12 protein-coding genes and 1 tRNA gene are annotated in these 15,687 nt (G+C 45.8%); 6 read left to right on the forward strand and 7 right to left on the reverse strand.

The window, feature by feature from the left end:
• Positions 1-2: 2 nt before the first annotated feature.
• The gene (idnD, locus tag OGW16_RS04600; protein ID WP_286517975.1) at positions 3-1,046 is read right to left on the reverse strand and encodes an L-idonate 5-dehydrogenase; all 1,044 of its coding nucleotides are present in this window, start codon (positions 1,044-1,046) and stop codon (positions 3-5) included.
• Between the two features lie 216 nt (positions 1,047-1,262).
• Between idnD and idnK the strand changes: the two genes are divergently transcribed.
• The gene (gene idnK / locus OGW16_RS04605; RefSeq protein ID WP_043018258.1) at positions 1,263-1,784 is read left to right on the forward strand and encodes a gluconokinase; all 522 of its coding nucleotides are present in this window, start codon (positions 1,263-1,265) and stop codon (positions 1,782-1,784) included.
• 30 nt (positions 1,785-1,814) lie between these two features.
• On the opposite strand, the gene ahr is transcribed toward idnK, so the two are convergent.
• Positions 1,815-2,834: an NADPH-dependent aldehyde reductase Ahr gene (ahr, locus tag OGW16_RS04610; RefSeq protein WP_286517977.1), complete on the reverse strand. Its 1,020-nt coding sequence runs from the start codon at positions 2,832-2,834 to the stop codon at positions 1,815-1,817.
• 230 nt (positions 2,835-3,064) lie between these two features.
• On the opposite strand from ahr, the gene OGW16_RS04615 reads away from it, so the two are divergent.
• From OGW16_RS04615 to OGW16_RS04635, 5 genes are all read left to right on the forward strand, one after another.
• Positions 3,065-3,149: transfer RNA gene (locus tag OGW16_RS04615), tRNA-Leu, on the forward strand.
• Between the two features lie 198 nt (positions 3,150-3,347).
• On the forward strand, positions 3,348-4,598 hold the full coding sequence (locus tag OGW16_RS04620) for a tyrosine-type recombinase/integrase (RefSeq protein ID WP_286517978.1): 1,251 nt from the start codon (positions 3,348-3,350) through the stop codon (positions 4,596-4,598).
• Between the two features lie 232 nt (positions 4,599-4,830).
• Positions 4,831-5,004, forward strand: a complete 174-nt coding sequence (locus OGW16_RS04625) for a hypothetical protein (RefSeq protein WP_158698693.1) — start codon at positions 4,831-4,833, stop codon at positions 5,002-5,004.
• A 33-nt stretch (positions 5,005-5,037) separates the two neighbouring features.
• Complete coding sequence (locus OGW16_RS04630; protein ID WP_105663647.1) at positions 5,038-5,628, forward strand: restriction endonuclease subunit S; 591 nt, start codon at positions 5,038-5,040, stop codon at positions 5,626-5,628.
• 2 nt (positions 5,629-5,630) lie between these two features.
• On the forward strand, positions 5,631-7,112 hold the full coding sequence (locus OGW16_RS04635) for an N-6 DNA methylase (RefSeq protein ID WP_286517982.1): 1,482 nt from the start codon (positions 5,631-5,633) through the stop codon (positions 7,110-7,112).
• Positions 7,113-7,174: 62 nt separating this feature from the next.
• Here the strand turns inward: OGW16_RS04635 and OGW16_RS04640 are convergent, their stop codons facing one another.
• From OGW16_RS04640 to OGW16_RS04660, 5 genes are read right to left on the reverse strand one after another with little or no spacing between them, the layout of a single operon-like run.
• Positions 7,175-7,888: a M48 family metallopeptidase gene (locus OGW16_RS04640; RefSeq protein WP_286517984.1), complete on the reverse strand. Its 714-nt coding sequence runs from the start codon at positions 7,886-7,888 to the stop codon at positions 7,175-7,177.
• A complete protein-coding gene (locus OGW16_RS04645; RefSeq protein WP_265192703.1) occupies positions 7,888-10,983 on the reverse strand; it encodes a type I restriction endonuclease subunit R in 3,096 nt (1,031 codons plus the stop codon). The genes OGW16_RS04640 and OGW16_RS04645 overlap by 1 nt, the downstream gene beginning before the upstream one ends.
• Complete coding sequence (locus tag OGW16_RS04650; RefSeq protein ID WP_265192702.1) at positions 10,980-13,010, reverse strand: DUF262 domain-containing protein; 2,031 nt, start codon at positions 13,008-13,010, stop codon at positions 10,980-10,982. The genes OGW16_RS04645 and OGW16_RS04650 overlap by 4 nt, the downstream gene beginning before the upstream one ends.
• Entirely contained in the window at positions 13,003-14,436 is a 1,434-nt protein-coding gene (locus tag OGW16_RS04655; protein ID WP_286517986.1) for a DUF262 domain-containing protein, read from the reverse strand. The genes OGW16_RS04650 and OGW16_RS04655 overlap by 8 nt, the downstream gene beginning before the upstream one ends.
• A complete protein-coding gene (locus OGW16_RS04660) occupies positions 14,433-15,683 on the reverse strand; it encodes a restriction endonuclease subunit S (protein ID WP_265192698.1) in 1,251 nt (416 codons plus the stop codon). The genes OGW16_RS04655 and OGW16_RS04660 overlap by 4 nt, the downstream gene beginning before the upstream one ends.
• Positions 15,684-15,687: the final 4 nt, after the last annotated feature.

Raw genomic sequence — 15,687 nt, forward strand, 5'->3', positions numbered from 1 at the left:
CCTTATTTTGTTTCTGCAAAAACGAGCTGGACTTTCGCCGCCTGGGTTTTATCCCCGGCGAAGATCAGCGCCTGTTCAAGCTCGGTAAACGGATATTCGGCGCTGAGTAACGGCAGCGGATCGATAACGTTATTCGCCAGCCACGACACCGCGGTGTTGAACTCGGTGGTAAAGCGGAACGAGCCTTTGAGCGCGATCTCTTTGCCGATCAGCATCATCATCGGGAAGTCCGGCACCGCGCCGCCCATGCCGACCTGCACCATCACGCCTTTTGCGCGGGTGACTTCCAGACAGGTGGTGATTGAGGATGGATGGCCGGAGACTTCGAAGCTGACGTCGAAGTAGCCTTTCTCTTTTTTCCACTCGTCGAGCGAGTCCTGTTGCGGGTTAATCAGCGTGTCAGCCCCCATCTGCTGGGCAAGCGACAGCGAGCGCGGGCTGATATCAGCACAGACAATCTCTGCTGCGCCGAGCGTTTTCACCGCGCTGACGATCAGACAGCCGATAGGACCGACGCCGGAGATAAACACGCGCTTGCCCTGCAGGTCGCCCGCTTCATGCGCGGCGTGGATCGCTACCGCCAGCGGTTCGGCAAAGGCCATGACTTTTTCATCAGCCTCTTGCGGGTAAGGGATGCACTGCGCAGTATCGACGGTTTTAAACCGGGTAAAACCGCCGTCGACGTGGGGAAAATACATGGCGCTGCCAAAAAAGCGCATTTCCGTGCACTGGTTTTCTTCGTGCTGCAAACAGTATTTACAGTGGCCACACGGTTTCGACGGATTAATAGCCACCGACTGACCTTCATGTAATTCTTTTGAATCGCTGTGCACCACTTTACCAATAACTTCATGGCCTAAAATCATCGGCGCTTTAACGGTAAAATTACCGACTTTCCCTTCCTGATAATAATGTAAATCGGAACCACAAATACCGCCGCGGGTAATTTGTACTAATGTTCCTTTATTATCCCATTCAATATTTTGCTCGGTTATGGCAACAGTTTTCTTACCCGCAACAACGCAGGATTGGGTTTTGACTTGCATAAATGCCTCACTGGTCAGGTAGTAACCTCGGCAGCATTTAAACGGTTTTGATTGTTATTATTTGTGACGCAGGTCACGCTGGAAAATTGTTACACTACAATGTTACGCATAACGTGATGCGCCTTGTAAATCTACGCAGCCGCGGCGAAAAAAGGTGAATTCTGCAATGTGGAAGGCGTAGTATCGCACCATGGAATATGAATCTGGAGTTTTTCGATGGCCGGGGAAAGTTATATTTTGATGGGCGTTTCGGGTAGCGGTAAATCTTTAATTGGCAGTAAAGTTGCCGCAGTGTTATCGGCTAAATTTATTGATGGCGACGATCTCCATCCGGCCAAAAATATTGATAAAATGTCTGAAGGTATTCCATTAACCGATGAAGACCGACTGCCGTGGTTAGCACGATTAAATGACGCCTCATACAGTTTATATAAAAAGAATGAGACCGGGTTTATTGTTTGCTCGTCATTAAAAAAACAGTATCGCGATATATTGCGTCAGGGCAGCCCGAATGTGCATTTCCTGTGGCTGGACGGCGACTACGAGACCATTCTGGCGCGCATGCAGCGTCGGGCAGGGCATTTTATGCCGGTGGGATTACTCAAAAGCCAGTTCGATGCGCTGGAGTGCCCGCAGGAGGATGAACGCGATATTGCCCGCATCGACGTTAACCATGACATCGAGCATGTGACGGAACAGTGCCGCCAGGCGGTGCTCGCGTTTCGTAACGGGCAATAGGCCCAGCCCCTTGCGGGACTGAGCCCGGCATCAGAAGTCGGCTTTCAGCACCACGCGGTAGCGGGCCTTGCCGTCACGCACGTGCTGGATAGCGTCGTTAATTTGCGACATCGGGTACAGCTCGGTGGTAGGCGACACCTTGCTGCGACCGGCAAACTTCATCAGCTTGCGCAGTTCGAACGGCGTACCGGTCGCCGAACCGGAGATGCTGCGATCGCCAGCTATCAAAGTGAACGCCGGCACCGGCAGCGGCTTCAGCACCGCGCCGACGGTGTGGAAGTTACCGCCGTAGGCCAGTGCTTCAAAATAGGGCTGCCAGTCGAGATCGACGTTAACCGTGTTAATAATGAGATCGAACTGGCCCGCCAGCGCGTTTAGCGCATCCGGATCGCGGCTGTTGACCACCTTATCCGCTCCCATCGCCAGCACTTCCTGCTCTTTCGCTGGATTGGAGCTGAACGCGGTGACTTCGCAACCCATCGCGTGTAACAACTTAATGGCGATATGCCCCAGGCCGCCGATGCCGATCACCCCAACGCGGCTGGTGGCGGTGATATGGTGCATCAGCAGCGGTTTGAACACCGTGATGCCGCCGCACAGCAAGGGACCGGCCGCCGCCAGGTCGATGCTCTCCGGCAAGGGGATCACCCACTGCCAGTCGGCCCGCAGCTTCTCGGCAAAGCCGCCGCGATTAAGAATGGTGGGCACGGAGCCTTCCAGACAGTTGATCTGATTGCCGCTGATACAGGCGTCGCAATGCCCGCAGCTGCGCGCCGTCCAGCCAATCCCAACGCGCTGACCAACCTTCAGACCCTTATCTTGCGCCGCGCTGCCGAGCGCCGCCACGCGACCAATCACCTCATGCCCGGCAACCAGCGGATACTGAGAGAATCCCCATTCGTTGTCGATCATCGACAAATCGGAATGGCAGATACCGCAGTAATCGACCTGCACTTCGACATCTTCCGGCTTAAGCTCGCCCGCATCATATTCATAGAGTTCGAGTTCGCTGCCCGCCGCTTTTGCAGCGTAGCTTTTTATCATCGACATCGTGTTCCCCTCAGTGTGGTGTTGAACTGGAAGTGTAGAGCATGAGGAAATGGGACGCTTCGCAGAAGGGGGGATTAAGGGGGTTCTTGCGTGGGCGAAACCGTGATGTTGATTGCAGCTAAGAAAGGTAATGCTGAAATTTTCAACACTTAGCGAGCCGGACACACGCTGGCACTTGCATGGTGGCGCACGACAGGTATAATCCACAACGTTTTCCGCATCCCTTCCGTGCCGGAGTGGCGAAATCGGTAGACGCAGTTGATTCAAAATCAACCGTAGAAATACGTGCCGGTTCGAGTCCGGCCTTCGGCACCATCGGAACATCAATAGACGTCAACGGACGTCTTTTTTTGTGCCTGAAATCCAGTATCCGCAAGGCTTTCCTCGCTTTTTCACTCAACCTAAGTCAACCTGATTCAATCTACATCAACTTACTGATGCGGGTACAACTGCGGGTATATCCCGGTTCGATAATGTTTGTACCCACACAGAACCCTTGAAAGGATACTCATCATGGCTCTGAGTGATGTGAAGGTTCGTTCGGCAAAGCCTGAAGAAAAAGCCTATAAGCTGACTGATGGCGACGGCATGGTATTGCTGGTTCACCCCAACGGTTCCAAATATTGGCGACTGCGTTATCGCTTCGGTGGTAAAGAGAAGATGCTGGCGCTAGGGAAGTATCCTGAAGTTTCGTTAGCTGATGCTCGATCGCGGCGAGACGAAGCGCGTAAGCTTTTAGCTAACGACGTCGATCCCAGTGAAAACAAGAAAGCGGTTAAGGTAGAACAGGAGCAAGAGGCGATAACGTTTGAAGTGGTCGCCAGAGACTGGCATGCCAGTAATCAGAAGTGGTCGGCATCGCATAGTGCTCGTGTATTGAAAAGCCTCGAAGATAATCTCTTTGCTGCCATTGGGAAGCGGAACATTACGGAGCTTAAAACTCGGGATCTTCTTGTACCCATCAAAGCGGTGGAGTCATCCGGGCGTCTCGAAGTCGCTGCTCGTTTGCAGCAGCGTACTACCGCGATTATGCGCTTTGCTGTGCAGAGCGGATTAATCGACTACAACCCCGCTCAAGAGATTGCCGGTGCGGTCGCTACGGCGAAAAGAAAGCACCGTGCGGCTCTGGATCTTGAACGTATTCCCGAATTACTTCACCGCATTGATCACTACTCTGGCAGACCGTTAACCCGACTGGCTGTCGAACTTACCTTGTTAGTCTTTATCCGCTCGAGCGAGCTGCGATTTGCCCGTTGGTCAGAAGTAGATTTTGAAACGGCCATGTGGACAATCCCCGGTGAGCGTGAACCGTTGGACGGTGTTAAGCATTCTCAGCGTGGTTCAAAGATGCGGACACCTCATCTTGTTCCCTTATCGCGTCAGGCCTTAGCTATCCTGGAAAAGATCAAATGCATGAACGGGAACCGAGAGCTGATTTTCGTGGGCGATCACGATCCGCGTAAGCCGATGAGTGAGAATACGGTTAACAAGGCTCTGCGAGTGATGGGCTATGACACGAAAACGGAAGTGTGTGGGCACGGGTTCAGGACGATGGCTTGCAGCTCGCTGATTGAGTCAGGATTGTGGTCGAGGGATGCAGTGGAGCGGCAAATGAGCCACCAGGAACGTAACTCTGTGCGGGCGGCTTATATCCATAAGGCTGAACATCTGGGAGAGAGAAGGTTGATGTTGCAGTGGTGGGCTGATTTTTTGGATGCCAATCGAGAAAGCAGAGAAGAACCGTTTAATTTTCGAAAAAAGTAAAAAAAAATTGTTCAATTAAAACAGTGACTTTACTCGTGTTTCGGTATGTAACTGGAACAATTACTCCCGTAGTAGGCTATGTACTTCTTGCAAAATTGAGTGCACATACGTATATTTACCCTATCGCTAGGTAGTACGCTACCTACGACGATAGGGGAGTGTCCATGTAGTGGGGCTACAGTTCACTCTCATTACTCTGATAGAAATCGCTAATCGAAGAGGAATGAAAAATATGAATACTAAAAAATACCAGCCTACTCTGTTAAATGCAACTGCAAAAAGACTCCGTATGGCACCTTTAGCAATACTTTTATACGTTGTGCCTGCCTTATCATTTCAAATGGACTTGGAAGTTCACTCGGGTGATACGAACATCAAGCAATCAATCACTTTAAAAACTAACTAATGGAGAGGGGAGAGGCTTCTCCCCTAAAAGCCTATGAGCGTTATCGTTAGATTGGAAGAAATTGCAGACATCCGTTTAGGGATGCCGTTTAAAACGGCTATAAAAGACCTTGGCGATGATGGTAAGTGTTATTTAATACAGACGAAAGATATTGATACAGAAGGGCTTTTGCGTATGGATGAACTTGCCAGAGTATCTCCTCCGGTTGACCCTAAAAAACACTATCTCCAGGCCGGGGACATTCTTCTACGCTTGAGGGGGCCAGTTTTTGCAGCTGGAATGTTTACGGGTTCAAAAATATTACCTAGTATTACAAGTAATCAAAACGCAATAATTAAATGCAAAGAGAATGATGTTTTACCTGATTATATACAATGGTACATTAATTCACCTTTAGGCCAAGATTATTTTAACAGTATGAGTGAGGGGACTAACATCACTAAAGTTAGCTTGAAAACTCTTTCTGATATGGAGATTAAATTGCCTCCTCTAGAGATTCAAAATAATGTCGTTAGAATAAAAAATAACTGGGAGAAGCAAAGGGATATTCATAGGAAGATTATCAATAATGGTAACTTACTCTACCTCAATATTTGCTTCAAACTGCTTAAAGAAGGTAATTAAATATGTCAATAGTTGATGGTAAAGAAATTAAAAATGTTATCTGGGACATATTCAGTGTTCACAGAGGGAGTTTGGATTCTATACAGTTTTTTGATTACATGCTTTCTCTGTTATTTCTAAAGTATGTATCTGATTTCATATGTGATATCCATGAAGATAGAGTGGTTGATGATGACTTGAAATTAAAAGTGCTGTTGTCCAATACTCCTGAAGATATGAATTTCAATTATATATATTCAGGGATTAATGATAGAGGGATAGGTGAAAGGATTAATGCAGCACTCTGCTATTATGATGAAGCTATTTTTCAGAAATTATACAAATGTGATAGAGAAATCTTTAGAGATATAGACTTTACATCTGATAAGCTTGGTCCTCGCAGAGAGAGAGAGGCTTTTTTAAGTGAGTTAATGCATGCCCTCAATTCTAGAATCTTTCAATTTAATAGTTACAATAATGGCCATGATAGAATAAAGTTAATATGTGGTTTTTTATTTGAGAAAGTAGCATCTGATGCAGGTCTAAGAGGTGGTGGTATTTATACGCCATATGGTGTCTCTGTGTTGTTATCTAAGTTGGTTACACCCGTCCCAGGTGATTCGATTTATGATCCAGCATGCGGTACTGGCTCACTTTTATTGAGAGCTATGCAAGAAATAGCATATGGTAATCAGTTTCAGGATTGTAAATTATATGGCCAAGAGATATTGAAGTCATCATGGAATGTTGCTTATATTAATATGTTTTTACATGGTGTTTACTCCTGTAGTATAAAATGGGGCGACGTCCTGCTGGATCCTAAATTTTATGACTCTAAAGGCGAACTAGAAAAGTTTGATGTTGTACTTTCAAACCCACCATTTTCCGTATCCAATTGGGGATATGAAGAGGCATTAAGAGATAGATTTGGTCGGTTTGCTCTAGGAATTCCTCCACAATCCAAAGCGGATTATGCATTTATTTTGCATATGATTGCATCTATGAAAGATAAGACAGGGCGGATGGCATTAGTTGCCCCGCATGGTGTTTTATTTCGAGGTGCAAGTGAAGCTTTGATTAGAGAGAATTTAATTAAAGAGAATCTGTTGGATGCTGTTATTGGCCTTCCTGAACGTTTATTCTTATCAACTAATATACCAACGGTGATTTTGATTTTCAAAAAAAACAGAAATGATTCAAATGTATTGTTTATTGACTCAACTATGTTTTTCTTAAAATCAAAGGGGCGGAATTATTTAACGGGCGAAAATATTGAACAAATATCTGATATTTATCATAAAAGACATTATGTGGAAAATATTTCACGCGTTGTCAGTTTTAGTGAAATCAAGGATAATAACTATAACCTCAATATTACCAGGTATGTAAAACGTAAACAGGAAACTCAAGATATTGATCTATACTCTTTAATCGATGAACAAGAAAAATTACAAGAAGACCTTCGCTCTTTAGAAAAAGAAATGAAATTGTATATCCATTTTTAAGTGTTCGGCTAGTACCTATCGGTACTAGCTTTTTTTAATATTATTAATTGAATATATTGGCTTTAATATGACCAGTGATTATAAGCCAAGGGCATTTTATTCAACTTAGCTCTGTATTCACGCCAGTTTGGCAAGTGAATACTCATCAGGTCGATAAAACGCTCATTGTGCTTGCGTTCGTGTAGATGAACTAGCTCGTGAACCACAATGAATTCAAGGCATTCAGGAGGTTTTTTCACCAATTCGAGATTGATCCAGATACGTGCGGTTTGGGGGTTACAGCTACCCCATTTAGTCTTCATTCGCTTGATGCCAACATAACTGGCTTCAACTTTAATTTCCTGCTGCCATTTTGCCATTAACTTAGGCAGTCTTTGTTTTAAAATACCGCGATACCACTGGTTGAGAACAGCTTCCCGCTGGGCCGTATCATAATGTGGAGGTACTTTCATGCGTATCCAGCCACCCTGAAGTTTCACTTCAGCGGGCTTATCTACTAAAACTACATCCAGCCGATATCCTCTTCCCCAAAGGTAGTGTGTTTCGCCACTACACATTTCTCGTTCACTCTGGCGCGGCTGAGCCTGAAATTGTGCTTGCTGCTGTCGGATCCATACTAGCCTTCTGACAACAGCCATCCTGATAGCTGTGTCTGACAGAGAGACGGGAGCTGATACTCTTACTCGGCCATCCGGAGGCAGTACACTGATGTGCAAGTTTTTGATCGGCTTACGCTGCAAATCGAGAGTGAGCTCACCAAAGGTAACCAATGGCATCAGCGATACTCCTTCTGTGCCTTCACTAGGGCCATTACATCTGCGACCGTCACTGAATAACCTTTGATCTCTTCCGCGATAGCGAAACTAATCTCGCGTTCTTTAAAACGATCCCCATACCAGTCGGCCTTTTTGGTATGGCGGACTGCAGCATCTATCTTTGTCACCAAGACTTCATCCTGCCCGAGGTTGTCAAACAACGCTTTCTTGGCGAGGGTATCAATACTTGCTGGATAAGTACTTTTACTACCTGACTGCGGATGTTTAACCTGCTTCGCCAGTTCACGTACGTGCTCCAGATACTCCTGATAAGAGATCGCTTGTTGACGACGAAGTGCGATCAGTTCATCAAGCAACACCGACATTTTTTCGTAGTATTTCGGGTTGACTGGGTTTTCATCAACAATGGTTCTGCGAACGTTATTTTCAATCGCTTCAGCCATCGCCTCCTGGTTGCCACGCATGTCGGCTGGAAGTCCATCCAGTGCTTCTTCTCCGCGTTCAATAATCAACTCAAGCAGTCCTAGTTCTTCAAAATCCATAAGGGTTTCACTAGGATCGGCATCCACCCAAAGATCCAGCATCTGCCGCATCCCTGGCTCGAATTGCTTCATGTCCACGAAATCGCCACTGGCTATTTTGATTTCATCGCGGACTTTTGTATAAAACTCAACATCAATGCGGATTTGATTTGCCTGCTGCTCGCTATAACCAGCATCTGTTAGCTCACCTGCCAGATTGGTAAAAGCACGGATAAGCTTCGCCACGGATTGATACAATGTTAGACGTAAAGCTTCTTTCTCAGATAACTGCTCTATCGACGCCCCTGATTCCCCACAAAAATAATGCTGATAATCAAGTTGATTGCGTGGCATTTTTACTGGTTCGCAAAGGGTGCGAACGGCATCCAGAGCACCATCAAGATCGATTTTGGCTTGTTGCAAACGATCTTTCAGTAACCCGGCTACATCTTCTTTGTCGTAGCCGTCAAAGGCTTCTGCGGTGTAGTCCTGAACGGTTTTTTCCAATGAGCGGAAAAGGTCTTTATAGTCGACAATATAGCCGTATTCTTTATCTTCACCATCCAACCGGTTAACGCGACATATCGCTTGGAAAAGGTTGTGATCGGCCATTTTCTTGTCGATATAGAGGTAAGTGGCTGACGGGGCATCAAAGCCAGTCAATAACTTATCAACGACTATTAGAAGGCGCATCTGGCCCGGTTCTTTGATGAAGCGTTGTTTGACCTCTTTTTCGAAATCACTCACACGTTTGGCTGCTTCAGCCTCAGGTTGTTCAAAATATTCCGCAAGCATTTTGCGGTAGATGTTGTACTTGGCTAGTTTCTCAGTCAGTCCTTCACCGCTCTCTTCGCCTTTAATCTCACTGGCATTTGGCTGGTAGCTCGTCACAATCGCACATTTACCGGCAAAACCTGCGTCACTAAACATCTCATAGCATTTGCAGGCCTGATAGACGCTGGAACAAACCAGCATGGCGTTTCCACGGCCGTCGGCGAGTCGTGGTTTTTGTTCGAAATCGAGAAGGATGTCCGCGACAATCTGTTCTAGTCGCGAGCGGCTCGACAACAGCTTCTGCATTGATGCCCATTTCTGCTTGAGTTGCTGCTGGCCAAGACGAGAAAGTTTAGATGTCTTAGCATCAAACCACTGGTCGACTTTTTTCTGAGATTTGACCCGCTGATCGATGTCACGAGCTTCGTAGCGCAAGTCCAGAACAACCCCATCATTGACTGCTTCATCGAATTTATAAGTGTGGATATAAGGCCCGAAGACCTCCACTGACTTCTTCTTATCTTTCTTCATCAGTGGGGTACCGGTGAAACCAATGAATTGTGCATCTGGCAAAATGCTCGTCATTGCCGAATGCAATTTGCCGGATTGGGTTCGGTGGCACTCATCCACAAACACGAATAATTTTCCCTTCGGACTAAAATCGGCAGGGATATTTCGTTTCATTTGTTCGATAAAATCGTCAGTGTCAGCGTCTTTGTCATCCTCCTCCTGACGACCAAATTTATGTACGAGTGAGCATATAAGCCAGGGCTTGGTTTGATTCAGGCGAGTCACCAGATCCGCGCCACTTCTGGTGCGAAGGATCTGTTCTTCCACTCCGTTAAACACTTTCTCGATCTGTTCATCAAGTTCTGTACGGTCGGTAATGATCAAAACTCGGCTATCGGTAATATTTTCTCTGATCCACTTTGCAAGCCAAACCATTGTCAGGCTTTTACCGCTGCCCTGGGTATGCCAGATAATCCCGCCTTCATTGCGTTGAATAAACGGTTTCGTTGCAGTGACGCCAAAATATTGGTTATGACGGCAGGTTTTCTTCACTCCAGCATCGAAAACGATAAAGTCGTGGATTAATTCCAGCAGGCGCTGTTTATTGCATATCTGAGCCAAGTGACGATCAAGCATGTTGGCGTGAGGTGATTCAGCGGCTTCTTTCCATTGAAGGTAATATTTCTCCGGCGTTTCGATTACGCCATAGCGAAGCCCTTCTAAATCATTACCGGCCATCACCAATTGGATGGTAGTGAAGAAGTTGCGGATAAAGGCTTTTTGCTGATTATCGAGGTTTTGGCGGATGCCTTCTGAGACTGACACTGTAGAACGTTTAAGCTCAATGACACCAAGCGCAATGCCGTTAACATACAGCACCAAATCCGGGCGCTTTTTATTTTCGCCGTTGTAGGTTACTTCTTCAGCTATAGCAAAATCATTGGCTTCTGGATTTTTCCAGTCGACCAACCAGACAGTCTGATTTTGCTCACCGGCACCTTCTTTATCCTTCACCCCGTAACGTAGCAGGCGATACACCTCTTTGTTTGCATCATAGAGGATACGACCTTCGCCGAGGCTTGCGGCTCGATCCAGCTGCCGTAATGCTCGGGCGATTAGGACTTCTGAAACGCCGCGTTTTGTTAACCAGGCAGAAACTAAGCCGGACTCGATGTTCCGGTTGCCTTCTCTTTTGTGCCAGTTACCAAGATAGTGATAACCGAGATGATCGGTGAATAACTGGATAACACGTTTTTGCGTCATGCGTTCACGTTGACCAACATTGTTCATAACACCTCCCTTAATACGCTATCACTACCACCAGCACTGGTTAACACTGCCAGCATTTCCGCTTCGTGAGTGGCGATTTCTTCTTCCCCCCACTGATTGTTCTTCTTCATCAGCTCGATCATGGCGAGCAGTTTCAGACTATCAATTTCATTCCGTTCCAGACTCGCTTCGAAGTGCTCTTGCTTTTGTTTTGGCTGGAAATTACTCAATCGCGAATTCTTGCTGTGGCTAATCAGACTGAGGTTGCCGAAGGTATGCAACGATGTATCTGGTAATGTCCTATAGCCATCCATGGGGTGCTGGGGATAGAAATGCTCTACTGAACTCCGGAAGGTAAATTCGAAACGTTTGACTACTTCAGCTTTATGTCTGTCACGGCACCAGAGTAAGTAGTCCAGGTAATTGAATACCAGGTTGTTTGCTATCATCCCAAAGCGCATCTTCTTCTTAATCTTGTCCGACAGTACCACAGGTTGGAGATGTAGCTCTTTACCGTAGATAATCTCAAAATATGATTTTGGTTCTTGTTCTGCCAGGAAGTTTTGAAAGACAAACGAGGAGGCGAGATGCTCCAGATACCCGAGGTACTTCCTTGCATCTATCTGGTTTTCAGCGGAATGGGCATTAAACAGATAGTATAAAGCTCCATTCAACCAGTGTTTATAAACCAGAGTAGGGGTTGAAACGTGGAATGCGGAAAGCAGCATCAAAATCTGTCGGTTGATGCTGGTACTGTTACCCTCATCTTCATTAAACGTATTGGTATAACTGGTACTCTTCTCCGAATACCAACGCAGGCCCTTCAAACTCCAGCCATCGCCACCTTTGGCGAACTCTCGTTTTATCACGAACTGATCAAAAAGATATTTGCATTTGAGAAGTGCAAAGACAAAATCCTGTACTGCTTTAACCGGGTCATTCTGCTTTAACAGCCGAAGTTCGAACTGTTCGATTAATTGTTTGTCGTCAAGCGGAACATCTACTCTGTTCTTGCCTATGTTGCTGCAGACACGCAAAACATGGAGCAGGAAGTTGGAGAAGTTGATAACACTATTAAAACGCTCTGAGCTACCTTCATCTTCGTCACCTCGATCACCACTTATGGTTGAAGATGACTTGATAATGTCAGCTAGTGTGCGGTTTGTTTGGTTCTCTCTTGTACCAAGCGCCGAAGCCGATGGGATAAGCATGCCAGCTAGAGAATTAAAATCAGCAGGCACAAATCGCCCCCAATTTTCCAGCCCAAATAATTGATGACGTTCGGCTGGTGTAAAACCGTACTGGACATAACGTTCCATGTTGGAGCAAGCATCCCAAACTCGTGAGAGGGTGTTCAGGCTGCTCTGCCGAGCTTGCTGGTCCGTTATCTCGTTGAGCACCGCCATTAGTCGTGCTTTCACAACCTCATGCTTTTCGAGTTGCTCACCTCGGTTGTTCATCACCTCAAAAAAATGATTGAGGTCGGTATCGGCAGGCACTTCTATTCGGGCAATTTGTACATGGTCGAACAGATAGGTACAAAAATGAGTTAATGACTCACCAACTAATTTCAAGTCGCGTAGAACCTTGCCAATAAGTTCGTAGCCTTTGATCAGCCCTTCATTGAACTCCTTGCTACGCAGTTTATGTGGTTCGACGCCTTGCCAGAGCCGAGCAAAGGTTTCGCCAGACTTAGGTCTGCTCTCAAACCCTAAGTTAATCCCTTGGTACCAGCTCATATCCAGCGTGGATGCCGCATGTTTTTTTAACCAGTTAGCAAGAAGGGATAGGGTAGTGAAACGTTGCTGCCCGTCGATTATCTCTGCGTCCCCATCAGGACGAGTGAACACGACTAACGTACCGATGTAGTAAGTTTGAGGGTATAGGTTATGCAGACTTTTTTGTTGGTAGTCGAGTATGTCCTGCACAAGTTGAGTGATCTCCCCCTCTCCCCAGGCATAATTACGCTGGTACATGGGGATAAGGTAACGAGATGCATCGCCCAGTAATGATCTGACCGTAAAGGATGTTACCTTTGCATCACTCATAGTAGTTCATCTCCTTGAACAGCCTCACCAGCTCATCTTGCTCATAGTTACCGGTACGGTGGTTATTATTATTTTCTGAAGCCCGAATTGTGAGTAATGGTATAGATAGCACATCACCAGGTACTCTGGCTTCTTTGATTACCCGGAACAGATTATTTTCCAGCACGTACTTATCCATAGTCGCTAGCTGTACCACCTGCTGTCGGATTCGGCATCTATAGGCCCAGATAAAGCTTTTTTCAATCGCTGCAGATAAGGACTGCCCGCCAAATTTGTCGATATAAAAGATCAGAGCACAATCAAACATAGTGCGTATATATTGATCCCCTGCTCGATAGCGATTTCTATAGCTATTTAACGTTCTTAGTATTTGAGTTGCCATTTCACCAAGGACTACGCCCTGAATCATTAACGGCTTTTGAGTATGAGTGCTGGCATGTTCACTGGCGATAATTGCCGATACCTGTTGCTGGTAGTGTTCTGCCATTTCGAAAAAGCGTCTTCCATTGATAATCATCTGATCGAGATGGAAAGGAAAACGCATTTTCTGGCCATCAATCTTGCGCTGGTACTGATTGTTATAGTCATCTACAAAATGGTGAGCTATGCGCAAAGATTCCACATAAGGGAACTGACCAATCTGATCAAGGTTGATCCCTTTGAATAGGCCGACTTCATCCTTACCAAAGAAACGAGCTGAATTTCCCTGCGACCACTGACGTACCCTGTAGAGATAGGATGCGAAAAGATTAGCCAGGTCATCGCTGGGTAATCCTTCCCAATGGGCAACGGAAGCAGCTTTCAGTTCTACCTCATGGCTGGCGAATTCACGTAGATGGAAGGCCTTAAGCAGATCGTGTGGATCCAGATCCCGCCCTCGGGCATTTTGTGAGTCGAAGAACTGAAAGGCTTCAGACAGGTCAGTCAGCACAAAGACCACCAACTGGCAGCGGTTGAGGAGAAAATCAATATGTTGCTCGTTGAATTCTCGATGGCTAACCCTACGTTTTAGCTCCTGATAATTCTGGTACAGATTGTATTCCGATACCTGACTGGCAAAGCGTTGCCGTCCCATAAAACCTTCAATGGAGGGCTTTAGCTGGGTTAGGGCTTCCTGCAAATCCTGACGTTCCAATTCAGCAAGTCGGGTTTCGATAATGGCCCATACTGCCAGCATTAATGTTAAAGTTCGTTGCTGACCATCGACGATATCCAGTCTATGTTCTTCATTGCTCTCAGGCTGATGAAACACTACTGAGCCCAAGCGGTAGGCCGATTTATCGAGATGACTGTTTATGTCCGCAAACAGTTCGCTGATATTTTTTACCGTCCATTTATAAGGGCGCTGATAGGTTGGAATTGCTATTTCGATCAGGTTAAGCAGACCCTTGACCGACAGAACTGTCTTATCAAGGGGATGTTTCATGGCTGGTGATCCAATGGTAAACGGATACGACCGGTCAGGAGTTGTTGCATCATCCCTTGTTTTATATCGCGGACCTTGGAGAGTTTCCGCTCTAACGCTGTGAGTTCAGCATCCATATCTGAAAGAATGGTGGCGATTGCGGTTTGTTCTTTCACTGTTGGATATGGAACAATTATTTTTCCTAAAGCTCCTCTGGAAATCCGCTTATGAGTGGTACCACCTACTTGTTCATGAACATTTTTAAACCATTCTGAAGATGAAAAGTATTGGGAAAGGAACTGTCTGTTTGCTCTATTGTTATCGGGTCTAAATATTGTTACATCAACTGATGTAATCACTTTTGATTCACTTATATCTGGAAATATGCAGGCACGACCGGCTGGTTCAGCTAGACGGCAGATTAATAAATCTCCAATTTGGAGTTCCTTACATCTCAATTGCTCAAAAGATTTTTCGGAAATATATTTTTTTGATTCTTTATCAAGAAATTGGCCTACTCCAATATTGCCAGTCTGAATTAATCTGATACCTTTATCGGTAATATGCTCAGATTCTATCCAATCACCGTCATCAAATTTAGCTTTTTGTTTATCAGCTAATTCGTATATAGACTCGGTATTCCAATCCTCAGGGATCTGACCAACTTCGCTGGTCTTATAGCCTTTCTTTGTCCCATCGGGGTGTTTGGCAAATTGTGGTAGCCGCATGCGGCCAGTCAGCAGTTGCTGCATGGCGGCGGTTTTGATGGCCTGCTTTTTGGCGATTAACTTTTCAAGCTCGCTAATAAGCACATCGGTATCGTTGAGTATATTAACGATAGCAGTTTGTTCAATTTGGTTAATTGGAAAATAAACAATTTCTTTATGAACATCATTTCTATTGATCCCTGGGACGCCACTTTTACCACTATGTGATTCAAAATTTATAGTTTTTAAAAAGTGATATGCATATTCCGCTGTCATTCCTCGGAAATCACGAACGTACAGTGTTGTATTTAATGGCCAAAAAGGCTCATTAACATAAAAAATTTCACCGATTGTTCCATATCGTCCAGTAACAACACCTGGAGGAGATACCATTGCTTTATCATGCCGTCCACTTACTCCCGAAGATGATATGATAGGTACTTTACCATCCTTTCTTAAGCGATGTGGTAGGTCATACCCACGTTGCAAGGTAAGCACTTCACCGAGCTCGCAGTTGATCCAATCATCTGGGATATTTTTTCTTTGTTCTAAAAGACTCATTCTA

Origin of the sequence: Citrobacter sp. Ce104, assembly GCF_030334595.1 — a bacterium.
Classification (GTDB): Bacteria; Pseudomonadota; Gammaproteobacteria; order Enterobacterales; family Enterobacteriaceae; genus Citrobacter; species Citrobacter europaeus.

Excerpts from the sequence above, each read along its gene's own strand:
- OGW16_RS04640 (WP_286517984.1), bottom strand. The coding sequence starts at position 7,888 with ATGCCATTGGTTACCTTTGGTGAGCTCACTCTCGATTTGCAGCGTAAG.
- OGW16_RS04630 (WP_105663647.1), top strand. The coding sequence starts at position 5,038 with ATGAGCGTTATCGTTAGATTGGAAGAAATTGCAGACATCCGTTTAGGG.
- OGW16_RS04645 (WP_265192703.1), bottom strand. The coding sequence starts at position 10,983 with ATGAACAATGTTGGTCAACGTGAACGCATGACGCAAAAACGTGTTATC.
- OGW16_RS04655 (WP_286517986.1), bottom strand. The coding sequence starts at position 14,436 with ATGAAACATCCCCTTGATAAGACAGTTCTGTCGGTCAAGGGTCTGCTT.
- ahr (WP_286517977.1), bottom strand. The coding sequence starts at position 2,834 with ATGTCGATGATAAAAAGCTACGCTGCAAAAGCGGCGGGCAGCGAACTC.
- OGW16_RS04650 (WP_265192702.1), bottom strand. The coding sequence starts at position 13,010 with ATGAGTGATGCAAAGGTAACATCCTTTACGGTCAGATCATTACTGGGC.
- idnK (WP_043018258.1), top strand. The coding sequence starts at position 1,263 with ATGGCCGGGGAAAGTTATATTTTGATGGGCGTTTCGGGTAGCGGTAAA.
- OGW16_RS04635 (WP_286517982.1), top strand. The coding sequence starts at position 5,631 with ATGTCAATAGTTGATGGTAAAGAAATTAAAAATGTTATCTGGGACATA.
- OGW16_RS04625 (WP_158698693.1), top strand. The coding sequence starts at position 4,831 with ATGAATACTAAAAAATACCAGCCTACTCTGTTAAATGCAACTGCAAAA.
- OGW16_RS04660 (WP_265192698.1), bottom strand. The coding sequence starts at position 15,683 with ATGAGTCTTTTAGAACAAAGAAAAAATATCCCAGATGATTGGATCAAC.
- OGW16_RS04620 (WP_286517978.1), top strand. The coding sequence starts at position 3,348 with ATGGCTCTGAGTGATGTGAAGGTTCGTTCGGCAAAGCCTGAAGAAAAA.
- idnD (WP_286517975.1), bottom strand. The coding sequence starts at position 1,046 with ATGCAAGTCAAAACCCAATCCTGCGTTGTTGCGGGTAAGAAAACTGTT.